Here is a 20,740-nt window from a genome sequence, read left to right on the forward strand (position 1 = left end):
TCGTCAAAAATCCCGGTTAATCTGACTGGAGTTGCCCGCCAGGAAGCGGTGCTTATTCAATCAAACTTTTACGGCAACCAGATGTTTTACAGAACCGCGAATTGCAGCGGAACAGTCCCGCCAACGGCAACGCATTGGCGAAAAAGCCTTTCCCAACCCCGTCAGGGATTGCCATTGGAGAATTCCGAACGTCGAGCGGGGTTGGATCGCAACCCCGGCGGGATGGAAGGGTGTAAACCACCGGGCTACTTCCGGAGTTGATAAAGGGTATGAAAGAGCCCAAAACCGTTACCCCACCCGCTTACCAGATGCCCCCTGCTCCGGACGAATTGTTCGGCGATCTTTTTCTGGATGTTCAGTTGAGCCGGATTTTCCCAGATTCGAAAACGTTTGTCGACTGTGTGCCGCGCATGGCCCCCGAAGCGATTCTGACGCTGTATCAATCGGAGAAAAACAAGCCGGACTTTTCCCTGCTGGATTTTGTGCATCAGCATTTTACCGTGCCCGTATCCACAACATCCGGTTTTACCAGCGATCCAACGCAATCAACCAGCGACCACATCGAACGGCTTTGGGAGGTTCTCACGCGCGCCCCGGACGCCGTCGTGGAGGGAAGTTCGCGGCTGCCGCTGCCGCGCCCGTACATTGTGCCGGGCGGACGGTTTCGCGAGATTTTTTACTGGGACACCTATTTTACCATGCTGGGTTTGAAGCTGGCCGGACGAACCGACCTGATCCGAAACATGGTGGATAACTTCGCTTATCTAATTGACACCTACGGTTTTATTCCGAACGGAAACCGGACGTATTTCCTCACCCGCTCCCAACCGCCGGTGTTTGCGCTGATGCTTCAACTGCTGGCCGAAACGGATGGTCCCGACGTCTGGACGCGCTACCTGCCCCATCTTCAGCAGGAATATACCTTCTGGATGCAGCAGGCTGAAAGCGGCACAAGCCGGGCCATAACCCTGCCAGACGGGGCAATACTGAACCGGTATTATGACCCAACGTCCCGGCCCCGGGCGGAAGCATACTACAAGGAGTGGGAACTGACGGAAACGGCCCGGACTGCCGGTGTTGAACCCCGTGCGCTCTACGGGCATCTGCGGGCGGCCTGCGAGTCGGGCTGGGATTTCAGCAGCCGCTGGTTTGGCAAGGATGAAACCATCGTGAACACCAACGCGGGCGACCTGCTGCCGGTGGATCTGAACTGCATCCTGTATTTCCTCGAGCAGACGCTGCGGGATGGGTACCGGCAGCAGGGCCAGACGCAGCAAGCCGGGCAATTTGACAAACTTGCCGAAAACCGTAAAAAAGCCATTCACCAGATTTTCTGGGATGAACACCAGCAGTTTTTCGTCGATTACAACCTGGTAAGCCAGCAGCGCACCGAGGCCCTGACGCTGGCGGCTGCTTTTCCGCTTTTCTTTCGACTGGCCTCGCCCGAGCAGGCCCGGGCCGTTCACGACCGGCTGCGGGCGGATTTTCTGCAAACGGGCGGCTGGGTAACTACGCTGGTCCGCTCCGGGCAGCAGTGGGACTCACCCAACGGCTGGGCTCCGTTGCAGTGGATCGTTTACAAAGGGTTGATGAACTACGGCTTTACGGAAACCGCTACCGCCGGGTGCGACCGCTGGCTGGCTCTGAACGACCGGGTTTTTCGGGAAACCGGCAAGATGATGGAAAAATATAATGTGGTGGACGATGTGCTGACGGCGGGCGGGGGAGCCTACCCCAACCAGGACGGTTTTGGCTGGACCAACGGCGTCTACCTGCAACTGATGCACGAAAAGGCCGTATTGGAAGCCGGGAAACGTTCGCAGTAGATGGAAAGAACCGGCTGGCTTGAAGCCGGTAGAGACGGTTTTTTGCCTCACATTACACAACCTTTACAGAAAATTCGCTGATATGTCAGAAAGGGTTGCTTATTTTGCATCTGTTTGGTCTACTGACTACCGTCAAATTCTATGTCATTGAAAAAAACCAAGATTGTTGCCACGGTCGGTCCGGCGTCCGAGAGCAAAGAAAAACTGTTGGCTTTAGCCCGCGCCGGTGTTAACGTTTTCCGGCTGAATTTCTCTCACGGCACTCACGAAGAACACCTGGTTCGCATCCAGCGTATCCGGGAAATTAACGAAGAATACGGCCTGAATCTTGCCATTCTGCAGGATTTACAGGGTCCTAAAATCCGCATCGGCAAAGTCGAAAGCGATGAAGGGGTGCAGATTCTGCCCGGTAACAAGCTGATTTTTACCAACGAAGATATCATTGGAACCGCTGAGCGCGTCAGCACGCCCTACAAGGGAATGTACCGCGACGTTCGGAACGGGGAGCGCATCCTGCTGGATGATGGCAAACTGGAAGTGAAGGTCGTCGGCACGGACGGTACCGATGTAATCACCGAGGTCGTATACGGTGGTCCGCTGAAATCCAAGAAAGGCGTTAACCTGCCCAACACGAAGGTTTCCATGCCGTCGGTGACCGAGAAGGATTTCGAAGACCTGGACTTCGGCCTGGAACATAACGTCGACTGGATTGCCTTGTCGTTCGTGCGCCAAGCCTCTGAAATTCTGGAGATTAAGGAGTATATCCGGGCCCGGGGAAAAACGTGCCGCGTTATTGCCAAGCTCGAAAAACCCGAAGCCATCCTGAACATCGACGAAATTGTGGCCGCCACCGACGGAGTGATGGTCGCCCGCGGTGACCTGGGGGTTGAACTGCCCGCCGAGGATGTGCCGATGATCCAGAAAATGATCGTTGAGAAATCCAACAAAGCCGCCAAGCCGGTGATCGTGGCCACGCAGATGCTCGAAAGCATGATCGATGCGCCCCGCCCGACCCGCGCCGAAGTTAATGACATTGCCAACTCCGTGCTCGACGGTGCCGATGCCGTGATGCTCAGCGCTGAAACGGCTTCGGGAAAGTACCCGATTCTGGCCGTTGAAAACATGGCCCATACCATCCAGAAAGTAGAAGAACTGAGCGATAAAATTTACTACCGTTATCACGCCTACGTTAATGAAAACCCCGGTAAAAACGTTCTGAACGACAATGTCGTGATGAGCGCGTGCCGGTTGGCGCGCGATACGAAAGCCAAAGCCATTATCGGCATTACCACTTCCGGGTATACGGCGTTCCGTCTGTCGCACCACCGCCCGAAAGCGGGTCTGTACGTTTTTACGTCCAATAAAGCAATGATGAGTACGCTGGCCCTCTGCTGGGGGGTGAACGTGCTGCCGTACGAGCCTAATCCGTCCAATACCGTAGATCAGACGGTAACGGAAATCAAGGACCTGCTGGTGAAACAGGGCGTTCTGGAGCCGGGCGACATTTTCATCAACACGCTCAGTATGCCGTTGATGGAACGTCTGCACACGAACACCGTGAAGCTGAGCATTGTATAAGTACGTTGTTTCGCTGAGCTAAGCGGAGTCAAAAAGAGTTGAGCGGAGTTAATCGGCTCAACTCTTTTCTTTTAAAAACGGCTACAGTCTGATTTCCTCGGCTACCCGCTGCGAAACGGTTTCCCGGTATTTCCGCTGAAAATAGCTGAAGGAGACAATCACCAGCAACCCGTAGACCACGGCAACCACGTACGCCGAGTACACGAAAAAGTCGAGAAAACTGATGTTGGGCTGGCCGAAGTTTTTGTAGAGCGTTACGGCCACGCTGCCCATGTACCCGTAATAATCGGCCAGCGTCACGATAAACCCGACCGTGCTGACGTACCGGAACGACGCCACGAGCCGCTCGAAATACAAGCCGTTGCAGGGAACATATGCACCATAGAGCCCCAGGCCCACCAGCGTAAACCAGGCACCCGGCGCCAACATGCCCCGCTGGAAAAGCCAGGTGCTAACCCCGATCAGGACGGCCGCCAGCAGCATGACGATGTTGATCAGCCGAAACGCCAGAAAGTTATCTTTCACCAGTTGCAACGCCCCCATCACCACCAAAATCCCGACCGCGACGGTCGTTTCCGTCTGGGTGAAAACCGCCGGGTTGGAAATCCCGACCGCCGAGAGAATTTCGGGTGCGAAGTTATCGCGGAAGTCGCGGAAGGCCGAAAGCAGCACGTAGGAGACAATGAGCGTGGTGAGGCCCATCGAAAACGTTTGCAGGAATTGCCGCCGTTCCGTATGGTTCATCGGGGAGCGCTCGGTGCGTAGCGCCCGGTCTTCGGCCGAAGGCGGGGGGAGCAGCGTCAGCATCCAGACCGATCCGAGCAGCGGCACAACGAATAGCAGTCCCGTAACGAACGGAAGCCAGAATTCCGAGATTTCCCAGGCGCTCCGCATGGTCAGCGCCACGGTTTTAACGAACCCCGACGCAAAAATAAACGAAGCCGTCAGGCCCGCCACCAGCGCGTCGGTTTGCCGCCGACCTTCCAGAAAGCCCAGCATGATTCCGTACACCATGCCCAGCGGCAGGCCATTCAGGAACAGAAAGACGATGTTGTAGGGGGGAGGGACCAGGGCAAAGCCGAGCAGGGCTAGTTCGGAAAGCCCGATGAACAGCAGGACGTACAGTGCCCGTTGACTCGGTTTCATCTCTGAAACAACCTTGACGCCAATTCGTTTGGAGACGGCATAGCCGAGTACCTGAGCCGTGATGAGCCAGATTTTGTAGTTGATTCCGGCGTAACTCATGCCCTCGAAAATCACGGCTGTAATGCCTTTGCGGAATGCGTACATGCAGGCATAGGTGCAAAATGCCGCCACCGCGCCGAACAGAACGAAGAGGATGGGGTTTCGTAAGATAGATTTGTTGGGCATTCGTATCGGTTTAGGCACAAATTACACAGATTTGCGAAATACCCTGCGCAAGGGCCCCTAAAAATCAAATTTCCAAACACTACCCGGCACTGGCTAATTTCTGGTATTAAGATTGTGTTACGGAAATACGCCCGGTATGTACGGAAGTTGCCCCATCGTTCGTCTATATTATTTACATTCACGTTTCTAACAACCTGAATCCAATGGATATGAGTACGCACACTATCACCAATGGCTGTTTGTTGATCGCGGAGCCGTTTCTGGGCGATCCTAATTTTGAACGGAGTGTCGTACTCGTGTGCGATTACAACGAAGAAGGGACGTTCGGGCTGGTGCTGAACCAGATCGCCCAGGTAAAACTGAACGACGTGCTGACCGAAGAAATGTACCACGATTATCCCCTGTACGTCGGGGGGCCGGTTGAGCAGAATACGCTGCACTATATTCACCGGCTGGGTCCGGCGCTGGAAGAATCCATCCCGCTGCCAAACGGCCTTTATTGGAGCGGCAACTTCGAGCAGCTGCGGCAACTCATCAACGCCGGGGCCGTAAAGGAAAACGACATACGGTTTTTTGTGGGCTATTCCGGCTGGTCGGGCGGGCAACTGGAAAACGAAATGGCGCAAAACGCTTGGATCGTGACGCAGGCCGACGCCGACTTTATTCTTGATACTCCTTCCGATCAGTTCTGGCGGGGAATCCTGCGGCAGATGGGCGGCCAATACCGTGTGCTGTCGCATTACCCGGTCGATCCGCGGTTGAATTGATTTTTGTTCAGCCAGGAGAAGCGAGATGGTAAACGGGAGAAATGAGCCAGGCGAGGGAAGAGTCTGAATACCCGCGAATCACAAACTTTTGTCTCTTGTCTATTCGCTCTCGTCCAATCTCTTAATTTTTGTGAAAATACCCCGAAACTTCGGCCGACAGCCGTAAGATAACCTAAATTCTCCCGTTATTTGTCTGTCGGTTTGCGAGCGTGCTGGCAAACCGGTCGGTTGTTTTACCCAAAACGGTATGTTGAAAGTCAGATTATTACTACTGGTCGCGTTTTCGTTCGCTTCGTTTTCCTCGTTTGCTCAGCTTCAGGGCGTGTTTGGTCTAAAAGCCGGGGCTAGTTCATCCATAACCGCGCAGGAGGGCGTCACCCCCTATATTTCCCGGTACAGAACTGCGTTTCACCTGGGCGGAATTTACCGTTTGCGGTATCACCGTTTCGTGGCCCAACCCGAATTGTTGCTGTCGATAAAAGGGGGTTCTTTCAAACGGACCGCTCCAACTGAGCAGGTCATCCGGAATAATTACAACTACATCAGTCTGCCCGTAATGCTGGGTTGGGTTCCCACGGAAGGGCTTGTGCTTCAGGCGGGTCCGGAATTCAGCTACGCGCTTAACACAACCAACGGGCCGGGTAAAAAACAGGATACCGGCATTGCCATCGGTGCGCATTACGACTTCCTGGACATGGCCGAGAAATTCAGCCTGCACCTGCGCTACATTTACGGATTAAACAACGTTTCTTCCAACCCGATTGTCGAATACCGCAACCGGACGTTCCAGGTTTCAATTGTTTATAATTTCTACAAAAAGAAGTAAGCGAAAAGCGGTTTAACAATTCACGTACGTCCGTTCCACCCAGCCGTCGTTAAACAGGTCGATCAGGGCGTAACCGGCGTGGGTGTGGTGGTAGGTTGAATTGTCCCACCAGTCGCCACTGAGTGCCCCGTTGTTGAGGTACGTAACGCCGTTGTAATCAACCCGGTCGAGCAGGTGCGTATGGCCGCTCAGGCAAACCTTCACATTCGGGCGTTTGTGAAACAGCCGGATCAGGTCCGACGAGTCGGTGTGCAGCAGGCCGCTCGAAATTTCCCGCCGACCGTTTGTCTGCACCTTCCGGTTGTATAGCACCGAAGCCGACAAAATCGGAATGTGCGAAAGGATAAGCACCGGTTTCTTTAAATCGGTTTTCCGCAGATCGTTTTCCAGCCAGTCGCGTTGTGGCTCGTCCAGCCGGGCCGTGTACCAGCCTCCTTCGGGTGTTGGCTGCGTGCTGTCGAGCACCACAAAATGCCAGCCGCTGTGGTCGAAGCTGTAGTAACGGTTTGAAAGTTCGAGCTGATCCACAACCCATGCCTTGCCGTACAGCGGGTCTTTTTTAGAACCATTGTAGCCCCAAACATCGTGGTTACCAATGCAATGGTGAATGGGCAAGCCGTTTTCCTGCTCCATAATCCGGTTCCAGACTTTCCACTGCCGCCGAACGGTAGTTTTATTCCGCGAAAGTGCGTCCATGATGGCGTCGCCACCGTTCAGAATAAACGCCGGACGGTCTTTCATCGACTGAAGCTGGTGCAGGCAGGTCGCCAGGGCGGCTTCGGCTTTCGGGCGCGGCATCATGTGGACGTCCGTCAGGTGCGCCACGCGCAGGACGCGTTTGCGCTGGTAGCTTTCCGTCAGCGGGGTGGTCGGCAGACCGGCGGTGAGCAGGCCGAGTGATGATAAGGCTTCACGACGATTCATGGTTGTTTTTGATTTAGGCACCGGACAAACGGTTTTCCTGTAAGAACCATAACCTTATTGATGCGGAATCCTCACCGAAAATCTTACCGAACAGGAAAAAAATGTATCTTGCAAAACGATGTTTTCAATTGTTGACGTAGAAACGACGGGGGGAGTCGGCGGACCAACCCGTCTGACAGAGGTAGCCGTTTTTCGGTACGACGGTGTCGAGGTGGTCGATAGCTTTCACTCGCTGTTGAATCCCCGCTGTCCGATTCCGCCATTTATTGCCCGCATGACCGGCATTACGGACGAAATGGTGCAGGACGCGCCCGATTTTGCCGATATTGCCCATGAAATCGACCGGGTGACGGAGGGAGCGGTTTTTGTGGCCCACAACGCTCCGTTTGACTACGGTTTTCTCAAGAAAGAATTTGCCTGGGTGGGGCTGCCCTTTGAGCGGCACCGGCTCTGCACCGTGCAACTCAGCCGCCGGATTTTCCCCGGTCTGCCTTCCTACAGCCTGGGCAAACTGTGTCGTTCGCTGGAAATACCGCTCAACAACCGCCACCGCGCCCACGGCGATGCGGCCGCTACGGTGCAGCTTTTTGAACGGTTGCTGATGAATGATATTCACGGCTTGATCAAGGCCCGGAAGGTAGCTGTTTAAGTTTCATCAGTTATTCCACAATCTTGTACTGCTTTTTGGCCTCGGCCCGCGAAAGCGCATTAAAATGCCACCATTCGGCCGATAACGGGGCGAAACCGGCTTGCTTCATCACCGAACGCAGCAACCGCCGGTTGTCGACCTGTTTTTGCGTTAGCTTTCCATGCTTTAGTAACTGATCTTCTTTTATCGGATACGCCAGTTCGCCGAAGTAGTCGAACTGGGTGCCCATGTCGAGCGGTTTTCCGGCTTTGGTGGCCAGGGTCAGGTCAACGGCGCAACCGAAGTTATGCACCGACCCGTTGCGGGGGTTAGACACGTATTTGCCGCGCTCGTTGACGGGCAGGTGTTTCAGCGTGTGCCACAAATCCCACTGGGCCGAGCGCGGGCGGGTGGCGTCGTACACCAGGAGCCGCAGGTCCGGGTGCTTTTGCCGGAGCAGTTTGCTGGCGGTGGCCAGTTTCCGGGCGGCCATTGGTTGCAGATAGGCCCGTGTCAGGTCGCCGTACACGTCCTTGCCGATGAAATTATCGGTCGTCGAGTACTTCAGGTCCACCCGAATCGTCGGGTCAACCTGCTGAATATCCACCAGTCCCTGCCGAATCATGGCCTGTTCCAGCTTCCCCTGCGCGAAGAGAAGTTGCGGAATTAGTAAAAGTGATAAAATGGTATATCTCATTGTATAAATCTCTGCTAAACGCTAAAATTCTCCGCTCCGCTTCGCGACATAACTCGTTTGTTATCTCGCGGAGTTAAGCGGAGATGGAGTAGAGTTGAGCGGAGAGTGGTCTGATTCGTTGCTAAATAACGAAAAACCCGCTATTTTGCTACGCATAACGCGTTTCCCCGTAACATGGCCCTTAACTACATCTGGGTAGCTTTCTTCCTGATTGCCTTTCTGATTGCGCTTTTTAAGCTGATTTTTCTGGGCGATACCGAAATTTTCAAGACCATTGTTGAAGGCTTGTTTGATTCCTCCAAAGTGGCCGTCATGGATATTGCCCTGCCGCTGGCGGGGGTGATGACCTTCTTTCTGGGTCTGCTCAACATTGGCGAAAAAGCCGGAGCCATCAACTTCCTGGCGCGCATCATCGGGCCGTTTTTCAACAAGCTGTTTCCGGAAGTACCGAAAGATCACCCGGCCAACGGGCAGATGATCATGAATTTTTCGGCCAACATGCTCGGGCTGGACAACGCGGCCACGCCCTTTGGCCTGAAAGCCATGCAGAGTTTGCAGGAATTGAATCCCCAGAAGGACACGGCTTCCAATGCCCAGATTATGTTCCTGGTGCTGCACACCTCGGGGCTGACCATCATACCGCTCGGCATCATGGCGCAACGGGCCATCCTGGGGGCAAAAGATCCGTCGGACATTTTCATTCCGTGCCTGATCGGAACCTACGTCGCCACGGTTTTCAGCATGTTCATTGTGGCCCTGAAACAACGCATCAATCTCTTCAACGGCTTGGTAATGGGCTGGCTGGGGGGCATCACGGCTTTTCTGGTCTTGGCGTTGTGGTACCTGTCGTCGCTGCCGAAAGAAGAAATCGAACAGGTGTCGAAAGTGGTGGGCAATGTCACGCTGTTTGTCATCATCGTGGCGTTTCTGCTCGGCGCGATGCGGAAGAAGGTCGATATTTTTGATACGTTTATTGAGGGAGCGAAAGGCGGTTTTGAAACATCCGTCCGGATCATTCCGTACCTGGTCGGGATGCTGGTTGCCATCAGCGCGCTGCGCAATTCCGGCGCGATGGCGTATGTGGTTGACGGGATGAAGTACGTTATTGGTTTAATGGGCGTCAATACCGACTTTACCGATGCCCTGCCGGTCGCCCTGATGCGGCCCCTGAGCGGCAGCGCGTCGCGGGCGTTGATGATCGACGCCATGAAAGAATTTGGGCCCGATTCGTTCGTAGGTCGTTTATCCTGCATCTTTCAGGGGGCTGCCGACACCACGTTTTACATCGTTGCCCTGTATTTCGGTTCCGTCGGAATCAAGAAAACCCGTTACGCGATCATTGCCGGTTTGATCGCCGATGCCGCCGGCGTTTTGGCCGGAATCGCGCTGGGCTACTTCTTTTTTCACTGAGTAAACCCTGAATTAAAATTCCGGGTTATCAACAGGCAATCCTTTAGGCTTGCCACAAGCATATATTTGATTTATCATGAACATTGACCAGATACGTGAACAACTGCACCGGCTCATCGACGAAGTAGACGATGTCTACGTCCTGAATGGCCTGTACCGCAATCTGTCGGCCGAGAAACGCCACCGCGAAGCCTACGAAAAGGAGCAGCGCGAGAAGGCGCAGGCCGCTAAAAACCGGAAAAAATAAAACGTACGCCGATGATCCAGCCCAAACTGACCACGTTCGATGTTGCAATGATTGTCGTTAGCCTGGTCATTGGCGTGGGCATTTTCCGGACTCCCGCCATCGTGGCCCAATCGGCGGGGTCAGCAACGGTATTCTTTGCCGCCTGGGTGGCCGGTGGGTTCGTGAGTTTATGCGGAGCCCTGACCTACGCCGAAATTGGAGCCCGGTATCACTTTCCCGGCGGTTTTTACAAGCTCATCTCCACGGCTTTCCACCCGGTTTTTGCGTTTATGCTCAACTGGGTTATCGTGCTGACCTACGGCGCGGGCCTGGCCGGAGTCGCCCTGATCGGGGCCGAATACATCAATCCGCTGCTGCCCGTAGCGCTTCAAACCAGCGCCGGTATACAGGGAACCGTGATTGCGACGGTTCTTTTCTTTTTTGCCATCAATTACCTCGGCATCAAGTCCAGCGCCCGGCTGCAAAACGTGCTCAGCAGCCTGAAAATCGTCCTGATGGCCCTGCTCTGTCTGGGTGTTGTCTTACCGCCCGAACTCGAACCGTCAGCGTCCGCGCTCGACGTACCGCCGACGACGCTGAATACCTTTTCCGCTTTTGCCGTTAGCCTGATTGCGGTTTTTTACACCTACGGCGGTTATCAGCAGACCCTCAATTTCGGCGCAGACATCAAAGATCCGGTGCGCAACACCCCGCGCGGCATCCTGATCGGGATGGCCATCGTCATTGGCCTGTACCTTTGCATCAACTACGCCTATTACCATCAGCTGGGTTTTGCCGGATTGGCCGGTTCCAAACTTATTGCCGCCGATCTGGCGCGGTCTTTGTTTGGCAATTGGGGTTTTACTTTTGTTTCCCTCGCCATTTTTATTTCGGTACTGGGCTACATCAACGCAACCTTGCTGTCGCTGCCGCGGGTGTTGTACGCGATGGCCGACGACGGGGTGCTGCCGCCCATTTTCAAGAAGGTCAACGAGCGGACGCAGGTGCAGGAGTTTACGCTTATTTTCATTACGGTCGTGGTGCTGGCGTCGTTGCTGGTGCTCGGTACGTTCGAGAAAATCGTCAATTACGTCATGTCGATTGACAGCCTGGCGCTGGCCAGTGCGGCCGCGTCGATTTTTGTATTTCGGCACCGGGTCCGGGGCAACGATCCCCATAGGGGTTACAAAATCCGGTGGTATCCGTGGATTCCGCTGGTTTTCATCCTGTTTCTGCTGGCGGTTTCGGTCAACGTAATTGTCAGTGACCCGGTTCCGGCGGCCATCGGCTGGGGGCTGTTTTTCAGTGGAGCGCCCCTGTACTGGCTGCTCAAGAAGGTTTTTTAGGTCCAGAATCGCATTTATCCGTTTCGGATCCCGCTTATTGTCAAATGTCAAACCGCGACGGCGTGCCGTCCGAATCAGTTCCGTCAGTTACCAGTGGATATTTCGTACATTCTCAACGAACTCGGCGAGGAGCACAATCAGTATTTCAATGCCGTTGCCCCGCCCATTATTCAGACCAGCAATTTCATGTTTCCGGACGTCGAAACAATGCGCCGGATGTTTCCCCACGAATTCGAATTGCCCATCTACACGCGGGGCAACAACCCGACGGTTGAAATCCTGCGGAAGAAACTGGCGGCTCTTGAGGGGGCCGAAGACGCCCTCGTGCTGGCGAGCGGTAGTGCGGCCATTGCCACGGCGGTGATTGCCAACGTCAACCAGGGTGACCACATCGTTTCGGTAGCCAAACCGTATAGCTGGACCACCAAGCTGATGCAGAATTTTCTGCCCCGGTTCGGCGTCACGACGACGTTTGTGGACGGCACGGAGGTCAGCCAGTTTGAGAACGCCATCCAGCCCAACACCAAAGTTATTTTTCTCGAATCGCCCAACACGTTTACGTTTGAGTTGCAGGACCTGGCGGCTGTGGCCAAAATAGCAAAGGAGCGCGGAATTGTGACGATGATCGACAACAGTTACTCGACGGCTCTGTACCAGAAACCCGTTGAACTGGGCATCGACCTGGTGCTGTATTCGGCCTCCAAGTACATCGGCGGGCACAGCGATGTGGTGGCGGGTGTGATCTGCGGCACGAAGGAAATGATGCGCAAAATTTTTTATTCCGAATACATGACGCTGGGCGGCATCATCTCGCCCATGAATGCCTGGCTTCTGATCCGCGGGCTGCGCACCCTGCCGCTCCGGCTTGAGCGTTCGGCCCGGACTGCCGCCGAAGTCGTGGCCTACCTCGAAAACCATCCGAAGGTTCGGCGCGTATATTTCCCGTATTCGAAAACGAATCCGCAGCTCGAACTCGCCAAACGGCAAATGTCCGGCTGTGGCGGTTTGCTGACCATTTCGCTCGAAACCGACCGGATCGAGGTGGTCGATAAATTCGCCAATTCGTTGAAACGGTTTTTGCTGGGCGTTTCCTGGGGTGGACACGAATCGCTGGCGTTTCCGGCCAGTTCCGGCTATGCCGACGGTACCGCCCAGCCCGGCGATACGGGGTTCAATCTGATCCGGCTTTACATTGGTTTGGAAGAACCGAATGTACTAATTGCGGATTTGGAACAGGCTTTTGAGCACATTTAGCCCTCCGATTTTGTTATTTTTGCGTAACCATTGAATTTGTTGCCCATGCGTTTTTCTGTCCGTTTGCGTTTTCTGGCCTGCGCCTTCAGTCTTTTGTTTTCCCTCAACACGGCTCATTCCCAAAGCGTTCCGTCGTTTCTGAAGGCGAATCCGCGCTGGGTCGATTCGGTTTTTAACGCCATGACGCCCGATCAGCGGATTGCCCAGTTGATCATGGTCGCGGGGTTTTCAAACCGGAGCAAAGGCTACGAAGATTCGTTGATGACGCTGGTGCAGACCTACCAGATCGGCGGAATTGTGTTTTTTCAGGGCGGTCCGATTCGGCAGGCCCGGCTGATCAACCGGCTGCAAACCGTGGCGAAAGTACCCATGCTGGTTGCCATTGACGGCGAGTGGGGGCTGGGCATGCGGCTGGACAGCACCGTGCGGTTTCCGTACCAGATGACGCTGGGCGCCATTCAGGGGCGCGATGACCTGATCTATAAAATGGGGGCCGCCGTGGCCCGCCAGTGCCGCCGGATGGGTATTCACATCAATTTTGCTCCGGTGGCCGATGTCAACAACAACCCGAATAACCCCGTTATCAACTTCCGCTCGTTCGGCGAAGACAAGGAAGCCGTTGCCAACAAGGCGCTGGCGTACATGAAAGGGATGCAGGACAACGGGTTACTTACCTCCCTGAAACACTTTCCCGGTCACGGCGATACGGGTACGGATTCGCACTACGACCTGCCACTGATTACCAAAAACCGGCCGCAACTGGAGGAACTGGAACTGTATCCGTTCCGGAAGCTGATCGACGCCGGCGCTGCGGGCGTCATGATTGCCCACCTGAATATTCCGGCGCTGGATGCAACGCCCAACCTGCCGAGTACGCTTTCGCGCAAAGTCGTTACGGACTTACTCAAAAATGAACTGGGCTTCGGCGGACTGGTGTATTCCGACGCGATGAACATGAAGGGCGTCACCAAGTATTACCCCTCGGGTATTGCCGACCGCATGGGGCTGGAAGCCGGGATGGACATTCTGGAATACACGCTCGACATTCCACGGGCCATTGCCGAGGTGAAGCAGGCCGTGGCCGATGGACGGCTTTCGCAGGCCGACATCGACGCCCGTTGCCGCAAAGTGCTGGCGGCCAAAGCCTGGGCGGGGCTGGATCGGTACAAACCCGTTAACCTGATGAACCTGGTCCGGGAGCTGAACGAGCCCGAATCCAACCTGATCAACCGGTTGCTGAGCGAAGAAGCGCTGACGATTTTGAAAAATGACAAGGAGGAATCGGGCGAACCGCTGATTCCGCTGCTGAACCTGAGTACCAAAAAAATTGCATCGGTTTCGCTGGATGCTTCGCAGGAAACCTATTTCCAGAAAATGCTCGCTAATTACACGGCCGTCAAGCAGTTCAACATCACAGCGACCACGGCTGATACCACCCTGGAACGCATCCGCAAAGAACTAAAGGACTATGACGTGCTGCTCGTGGGCGTGCACCTGAGCAACATCCGGCCGGCGGTGCAATACGGTGTTACGCCTAAAACCGTCGCGGTCCTGCGGGAATTGTGCGAAACCGGGAAAGCCGTCGTTTCGGTGTTTGGCAACCCGTACGCCCTGGCAAAACTGGAGGGGCTGGAACAGGCGCGCGGCCTCATCATGGCGTACCAGTTGACTCAATTCACGGAGGAACTGGCCGCCCAACTGATCTTTGGCGCCATTCCGGCGAAGGGGAAACTGCCGGTGACGGTCAACGAGCGGTACAAACTCAACGACGGTATTCCCACCTCATCGATTGGCCGGTTGAAATACACGATCCCAGAAGAAGTGGGCGTGGACTCATATTTCCTGACGGCGAAAATTGATTCGCTGATGCAGGTGGCCATTACCCAGAAGGCGACGCCGGGCGGTGTGGTGCAGATGGCCAAAGATGGCAAGGTGATTTTCCAGAAAGCGTACGGAACCCACACCTACGAAGGGCTCACACCGACGAAAGAAGACGACCTGTTTGACCTGGCATCCGTTACCAAAGTCAGCACGTCGACGCTGGCCCTGATGCGGCTGGTCGACGAAGGCAAGTTTAACCTGGACGCAACGATGGCCGCCTACCTGCCGGATTTTAAAGAATCGAATAAAGCCAACCTGATCTGGCGCGACGTACTGACGCACCAGGCCGGTTTAAAGGCGTCGATTGCATTCTGGATGGACGCGCGCAACCCCGACGGAACCTGGAAGGATAAAACGTTCAACGACGAAAAACGCGGCCCGTACAAAGTGGAGATTACGGACAAGCTTTTTATGCACCGCAGATACCGGAGAACCATCTTCGAGACGATTCGGGACTCGCCGGTGAGCGCCAAGAAAGATTACGTTTACAGCGACCTGTCGTTTATTCTCTATCCGCAAATCGTGGAAGAGATGACCGATCAGAAGTTTGAAGATTACCTGAAACAGAACATCTACGAACCGCTGGGCGCTACTACACTGACCTTCAATCCGATGCGGTTTTACCCGCTGCCGCGCATCATGCCAACGGAGTACGACTCGGTTTTCCGCAAGTCGCTGGTCTGGGGCCGGGTGCACGACGAAGGGGCGGCCATGCTCGGCGGGGTGTCGGGGCACGCCGGTCTGTTTGGGTCCTCCAACGACCTGATGAAACTGGTGCAGATGTACCTGCAAAAAGGTTATTACGGTGGTAAACAGTTTATTAGCCCGCAGACGGTAACGGAGTTCACGCGGTACCAGTTTCCGGAAAAAGGCAATCGGCGCGGTATCGGCTTCGATAAACCAAGCTTTAAATATTCGGGGAACGCGCCCAAATTTGCCAGTCCGCAGAGCTTCGGACACTCGGGGTTCACCGGAACTTTTATCTGGGTTGACCCGCAGTACAACACCTCGTACGTCTTTATGTCGAACCGGGTTTATCCGAGCCGCACGCACACCAAGCTCATTACGCTGGGCATCCGGACAAACGTTGCCGACGCTTTGTACGAAGCCATCCGACGGGGGCCGAACTCCAACCTGGCCAGCATTCTGGCAACGCCCTAAACCGTTTTTCGGCGGGCGAAGGAAATCATTGAGTACGGAGTATGGGCAGTTAATTTGAGTGCCATGAAAAATCATCTCATTCGTTTGCTCGACTATGAGCAATGGGCCAACCGGGCCGTCATTGATGCGCTGGAACAGGTTGAAAGTCCGCCCGAGCGTGCCGTCAAAGTGATGGGCCATGTTCTGTCGGCGCAGCAGGTCTGGCTGTCGCGGCTGACGGGCGAGGTTAGTTATGTGGCTGTTTGGGAAGACATTCCGATTGCCTGGATGGGCGAAACCTCCGACCGGAATGTTCGTGGATTAAAAACCTTTCTGGAAGCCGAACCCGAGGAAAGTCTGAACCGCATCATTACGTATAAAACCTCGTCGGGCCTGCCTTTCAGCAGTTCGGTGCTTGATATTCTGACCCAGTTGAGCCATCACGCGGCTTACCACCGGGGCCAGATCATTCAGTTACTCCGGCCGCAGTTGACCGAGGTACCCATGACGGATTTTATTTTCTGGGCGCGGGCCTGAAAACGATCTCAGAAAATCATGGAGAACGTGCTGCCCTGCCCCGGGGTTGAGGTTACCTTCAGCTGGCCGTTGTGAAGCTGCATGATCTGCCGCGAAAGGCTCAGGCCAATGCCCGAACCCGTTTTTTTGGTGGTGTAAAACGGAATGAAAATCTTTTCGATGGCTTCCGGTTCGATGCCCGGTCCGTTGTCGCTGACGTAAATGGTCAGCCGGTTGTCTTCCGATTTTACTTCAATCTTAAGCTTCGGTTTGCGGTGGCCTTCCAGAATTTCCATCGCATTTTTGATGAGGTTGATCAACACCATTTCGATTTGGCCCGCGTCGGCAAAAATCATCAGGTACGAGGGCACGGGGGGCGCCTGCAAAATGATGTGCCGCTGTTGTAATTCCGTCTGGACCAGCGCAATGACGTTTCTCAGTAGATTTTCGACGGAAATCTCGGCCAGGCGGGGTTGCGGAATTGCCGTGAAATTCCGGTAGGCATCCACAAACCGCATGATCCCGCGTCCGCGGTGTTCGATGGTGGTCAGGGCTTCGCGCAGGTCGTTGACGGCCTCTTCGTCGGCGCCCGCCAGTTCAGTGTTTACAATCTGCTGCATCGTGCCCACCAGCGACACGATCGGCGTCACGGAGTTCATGATTTCGTGCCGCAGTACTTTGGTCAGGTTCTGCCAGGCTTCCAGCTCCTTTTGCTGCAACTCCGTCCGGATGTTCTGGATCGACGCTACCGTTACCGGCCGGCCGCGCAGACTAACCGTGGCGCACCGCACCGAAAGTTCCTGCTCAAAACTGCTTTGGTAAATGGCGGGCGTGCTGCTGGGCGTGGCCGTTAGAATATCGTATAACCCCGCGTGAACGGCTTGCAAGTCCGAGAGACTACGAAGCCGGTAGATCCCTAGCAACCGCAAAGCCGCCTGGTTGCTCATCTCCACGTTGCCCGCGGCATCGAACGAAATCAGCCCGACGCTCACCTGCTGAACGATGGTGTTGAGGTAGTGCAGGTTGGCTTCCTTTTCGGCCCGGGCCTGCCGGAACGCTTCGAGCACTTCGTTGAACTGCTGATTCAGTTCTTTAAAACTCGGTCCGAGTTCGTTATCGGCTTTGAAGGCAACGGCAAAATCCGAATACCGTACCGATTCCATGAAGCGCGTCAGTTTACGATTCAGGCTGGTGATGTACCGGTGCAGATTGGCCGTTTCGGCCGTCAGCAGAATGATACCAACGCCAACCAGCAACGACCGGCTGGCCGGAACCTTCCACCAGGCGTAGGCAATCAGCAGGCAGGTCAGCAGAATAACGGCAATTCGAATAAAAAGCCCCGTGGCGAATCGTTTCATACTTCAAAGCCCGTATTTCTCCAGTCGCCGGTACAACGCCTGTCGCGACAGGCCCAACTCCCGGGCGATGTCCGTGATGTTGCCGTGGTACTTTTGCATGGCCTGCTGAATCATTTTTTTCTCCATATCCTCAATCTGAAGATTTTCCTGGAACGGCAAGTCCTTGTCCGTCGGAATGGCGGCCGGTGTGTTGGTGCCGAAGTAAAAATCTTCCGGTTCGAGCACGTTCCCCTGCGCCAGGATGATTGCCCGCTCGATGGCGTGCTGCAACTCCCGGACGTTGCCCGGCCAGCGGTATTGCTGCAACTGCCGGGACAAGGCCGGACTGATGGACGCAACTTTACGGTTGTACTGCTTCCGGTATTGCTTCAGAAAGTGTTCGGCCAGCGGAATAATGTCTTCAGGCCGTTCGCGCAGCGGGGGAATGTGTACTTCAATGGTGTTGATGCGGTACAGCAAATCCTGCCGGAACGAGCGGTCGCTGACGTGCTGGTAAATTGGCGAGTTGGTCGCGCAGATCAGGCGAACGTCGATGTTTTTCGGTTTATTCGACCCCACGCGCGTGACGACCCGCTGCTGCAAAACCGTCAGCAGTTTGGCTTGCTGCGGAAGCGAAATGTTGCCGATTTCGTCCAGGAAAATGGTTCCCCCGTTGGCTTCTTCAAACCGCCCGGCGCGGTCTTCGCGGGCGTCGGTGAAGGCGCCTTTGACGTGGCCGAACAGTTCGCTTTCGAACAGACTATCGCTCAGCGCACCCAGATCGACGCTCACAAACGGTTTGTCGCGCCGGAGCGACCGTTGGTGCAGAGCCCGGGCCACCACATCCTTTCCGGTGCCGTTTTCACCCAGAATCAGAACGTTGGCGTCGGTTTCGGCTACGCGCTCGATGGTGGCGAAAACCTGCCGCATGGCGGGGCTGACGGCAATGTACGAGGAACTTTGGGCGCTGGCCTTGCCGGAAGCCGCCGAACCGGGAGCCGACCCGTTTTGTCCTGCGGTTTTGGCTCCCTGCCCGGCGCTGCCTTCCAGGGCGCTGTGTAGGGTGGCCAGTAATTTGTCGTTTTCCCACGGTTTGAGAACGAAATCCCGGGCACCGGACTTGATGGCCCGTACCGCCATTTCCACATCCCCGTAAGCCGTAATCAGGACGACGGCCGTGGTCGGTTTGATATCCAGAATACGGTCGAGCCACAGGAAGCCTTCGCGGCCGCTGCTGTTGTCGCGCTGAAAGTTCATATCGAGCAGAACCAGGTCGTAGCTGCCGTTGGTAATCAGAAAAGGAATCTTCTCGGGATTTTTCTCAATATCAACTTGTGGATAATGGCGTTTGAGCAGCAATTTGGCCGCGCTCAGCACATCGACATCGTCGTCAATAATCAGGATTTTCGACATAGAATTTTCAGAAACGGTGGTCAAAACCGCGTCATTTTAGTAGGTAGGATAGCGATTTATTGCCTAAATATAGCCACTCTAAAGCTGCCCTGCAAAGCGGCTTACACCAGCGGTTTTCGGCCGAAATATACGCTATTTTTGTCCGTGTCCGCTTTCGGACAAAACTTGTCCGCATGTGGACAGGAAATGAGCCGCAACTTTGTTGTAAGTGATTGATCATCAGAAGGGTTTTATTACTGGCACGTCAATTGGCAATAGATTGGACAGTTGAGTAATACTGGAAATCTTATTCAACTTTCAATCATCTACCAATCAACAATTTTAAAAGTAATGGATCGCGTATTACCAAAACGATTTTGGACAAACCAGCGAATAGCGCTTGTCGCCGGTGGAGTAGCTTTAGTGGGGCTGCTGGTTTACAATTTTATATGGGCCGATCATCGTTCGAAACTGAACGTCGAGAAAGATAAAATTACAATCTCAACCGTTTCGACGGGTACGTTTGATGACTTCATTGTTGTAACCGGGGTGGTTCAGCCGCTGAAAACCATTCGACTTGACGCCATCGCCGGGGGCTATGTCACCGAGAAATTGGTGGAAGGTGGTGCGATGGTGAAAGAGGGCGAGACCCTGCTGCGGTTGGAAAACCAGAATCTGCGATTGAACTTCCTGCAATCGGAAACGGAAGCCAACCGACTGGTTAACGATCTGCAAAACACCCGGCAGCGGTTGCGCGTCGAACGGTATACACTGCAAAAATCGCTGTCTGACCTGGATTTTCAGCTTGATAAAGCGAAAGATGCCTTTGAGCGGCAGGCCAAACTTTATAAAGATAAAGCCATCCCCGAACAGGAATACCTGACTGCCAAGCGGGATTACGACCGGCTGGTGGAGCAACGGAAAATTGAGGTGGAATCACAGAAATACCAGCAGGAAAACGCCATCATTCAGATTAAACAATTGGAAGAAACGCTGGCGCGGACGCAGAAAAACGTGGCCCTCTGGCAGCAAACGCTGAACAACCTGGTCGTCAAAGCGCCGGTTTCGGGCCAGTTGTCATCAATGGACGTGGAAGTGGGTTCCAACATCAACCAGGGGCAAAACATCGGTCAGATTGATGACCTGAACGGTTTCAAAATGCGCGTCGGTATCGACGAACACTACAACAGCCGCATTTTTGCCGGGTTGAAAGGAACGTTTGAATACAACGGCGGCAACCACGAACTGCAGATCACGCGGGTCTATCCGGAAGTGCGCAACGGACGGTTTGAAGTCGACATGATTTTCACGAAAGGCGCCCCGTCGGGGATCAAACGCGGGCAGTCAACCCCGATTCAGCTGGAACTGGGTAAAGCTTCCAAAGCGACGCTGTTGCCAGTCGGCGGTTTCTTCTCCGACACGGGCGGTAACTGGGTATACGTGATTGATAAAGCGGGCAACCGGGCCGTGAAGCGGAACATCACGCTGGGCCGCAAAAACCCCGAATACTTCGAAGTGCTGACCGGCCTGGAACCGGGCGATCAGGTCATTACTTCATCGTACGAAAACTTTGGGGATAACGAAGTGCTCGAATTCTAAATCTCCGCTTGGCTCCGTGAAA

At 54.7% G+C, this 20,740-nt stretch carries 17 protein-coding genes; 12 read left to right on the forward strand and 5 right to left on the reverse strand.

All coding sequences use genetic code 11. The features are described 5' to 3' along the window. The first annotated feature begins 257 nt into the window (after positions 1-257). Positions 258-1,826: an alpha,alpha-trehalase TreF gene (gene treF, locus OQ371_RS13090; RefSeq protein WP_265994219.1), complete on the forward strand. Its 1,569-nt coding sequence runs from the start codon at positions 258-260 to the stop codon at positions 1,824-1,826. 141 nt (positions 1,827-1,967) lie between these two features. Further along, positions 1,968-3,404: a pyruvate kinase gene (gene pyk, locus OQ371_RS13095; protein ID WP_265994220.1), complete on the forward strand. Its 1,437-nt coding sequence runs from the start codon at positions 1,968-1,970 to the stop codon at positions 3,402-3,404. Between the two features lie 81 nt (positions 3,405-3,485). Here the strand turns inward: pyk and OQ371_RS13100 are convergent, their stop codons facing one another. Then, entirely contained in the window at positions 3,486-4,775 is a 1,290-nt protein-coding gene (locus OQ371_RS13100) for a DUF5690 family protein (RefSeq protein WP_265994221.1), read from the reverse strand. A gap of 209 nt (positions 4,776-4,984) precedes the next feature. Here OQ371_RS13100 and OQ371_RS13105 point away from each other — a divergent pair, with 209 nt between their 5' ends. Further along, a complete protein-coding gene (locus OQ371_RS13105) occupies positions 4,985-5,542 on the forward strand; it encodes a YqgE/AlgH family protein (protein ID WP_265994222.1) in 558 nt (185 codons plus the stop codon). 247 nt (positions 5,543-5,789) lie between these two features. Then, on the forward strand, positions 5,790-6,368 hold the full coding sequence (locus OQ371_RS13110) for a porin family protein (protein WP_265994223.1): 579 nt from the start codon (positions 5,790-5,792) through the stop codon (positions 6,366-6,368). 12 nt (positions 6,369-6,380) lie between these two features. Here the strand turns inward: OQ371_RS13110 and OQ371_RS13115 are convergent, their stop codons facing one another. Beyond that, positions 6,381-7,292: a metallophosphoesterase family protein gene (locus OQ371_RS13115; protein ID WP_265994224.1), complete on the reverse strand. Its 912-nt coding sequence runs from the start codon at positions 7,290-7,292 to the stop codon at positions 6,381-6,383. A gap of 118 nt (positions 7,293-7,410) precedes the next feature. Here OQ371_RS13115 and OQ371_RS13120 point away from each other — a divergent pair, with 118 nt between their 5' ends. Continuing rightward, positions 7,411-7,941, forward strand: coding sequence for a 3'-5' exonuclease (locus OQ371_RS13120; protein WP_265994225.1), 531 nt, complete (start codon positions 7,411-7,413; stop codon positions 7,939-7,941). A gap of 10 nt (positions 7,942-7,951) precedes the next feature. On the opposite strand, the gene OQ371_RS13125 is transcribed toward OQ371_RS13120, so the two are convergent. After that, on the reverse strand, positions 7,952-8,617 hold the full coding sequence (locus tag OQ371_RS13125) for a M15 family metallopeptidase (protein WP_265994226.1): 666 nt from the start codon (positions 8,615-8,617) through the stop codon (positions 7,952-7,954). Between the two features lie 174 nt (positions 8,618-8,791). Here OQ371_RS13125 and OQ371_RS13130 point away from each other — a divergent pair, with 174 nt between their 5' ends. The 6 genes from OQ371_RS13130 to OQ371_RS13155 all read left to right on the forward strand — a co-directional run bounded on the left by OQ371_RS13130 (position 8,792) and on the right by OQ371_RS13155 (position 16,411). After that, positions 8,792-10,027 (forward strand): spore maturation protein, encoded by a 1,236-nt coding sequence (locus OQ371_RS13130; protein WP_265994227.1) that lies wholly within the window; start codon positions 8,792-8,794, stop codon positions 10,025-10,027. A gap of 76 nt (positions 10,028-10,103) precedes the next feature. Beyond that, positions 10,104-10,274 carry a hypothetical protein gene (locus OQ371_RS13135; protein WP_265994228.1) on the forward strand — a complete coding sequence of 57 codons (171 nt, stop codon included), beginning with the start codon at positions 10,104-10,106 and terminating at the stop codon, positions 10,272-10,274. Positions 10,275-10,285: 11 nt separating this feature from the next. Next, the gene (locus OQ371_RS13140; RefSeq protein ID WP_265994229.1) at positions 10,286-11,599 is read left to right on the forward strand and encodes an APC family permease; all 1,314 of its coding nucleotides are present in this window, start codon (positions 10,286-10,288) and stop codon (positions 11,597-11,599) included. A gap of 93 nt (positions 11,600-11,692) precedes the next feature. After that, entirely contained in the window at positions 11,693-12,853 is a 1,161-nt protein-coding gene (locus tag OQ371_RS13145) for a trans-sulfuration enzyme family protein (RefSeq protein ID WP_265994230.1), read from the forward strand. Positions 12,854-12,898: 45 nt separating this feature from the next. After that, a complete protein-coding gene (locus OQ371_RS13150) occupies positions 12,899-15,895 on the forward strand; it encodes a serine hydrolase domain-containing protein (protein WP_265994231.1) in 2,997 nt (998 codons plus the stop codon). 63 nt (positions 15,896-15,958) lie between these two features. Beyond that, complete coding sequence (locus tag OQ371_RS13155) at positions 15,959-16,411, forward strand: DinB family protein (RefSeq protein ID WP_265994232.1); 453 nt, start codon at positions 15,959-15,961, stop codon at positions 16,409-16,411. 8 nt (positions 16,412-16,419) lie between these two features. On the opposite strand, the gene OQ371_RS13160 is transcribed toward OQ371_RS13155, so the two are convergent. Both OQ371_RS13160 and OQ371_RS13165 read right to left on the reverse strand, forming a co-directional pair. Further along, positions 16,420-17,748 carry a sensor histidine kinase gene (locus OQ371_RS13160; protein ID WP_265994233.1) on the reverse strand — a complete coding sequence of 443 codons (1,329 nt, stop codon included), beginning with the start codon at positions 17,746-17,748 and terminating at the stop codon, positions 16,420-16,422. A 3-nt stretch (positions 17,749-17,751) separates the two neighbouring features. Continuing rightward, a complete protein-coding gene (locus OQ371_RS13165) occupies positions 17,752-19,140 on the reverse strand; it encodes a sigma-54-dependent transcriptional regulator (protein WP_265994234.1) in 1,389 nt (462 codons plus the stop codon). Between the two features lie 330 nt (positions 19,141-19,470). Here OQ371_RS13165 and OQ371_RS13170 point away from each other — a divergent pair, with 330 nt between their 5' ends. Beyond that, entirely contained in the window at positions 19,471-20,718 is a 1,248-nt protein-coding gene (locus tag OQ371_RS13170; protein ID WP_265994235.1) for an efflux RND transporter periplasmic adaptor subunit, read from the forward strand. The last annotated feature ends 22 nt before the right edge of the window (positions 20,719-20,740 follow it).

Origin of the sequence: Larkinella insperata (assembly GCF_026248825.1) — a bacterium.
Classification (GTDB): Bacteria; Bacteroidota; Bacteroidia; order Cytophagales; family Spirosomataceae; genus Larkinella; species Larkinella insperata.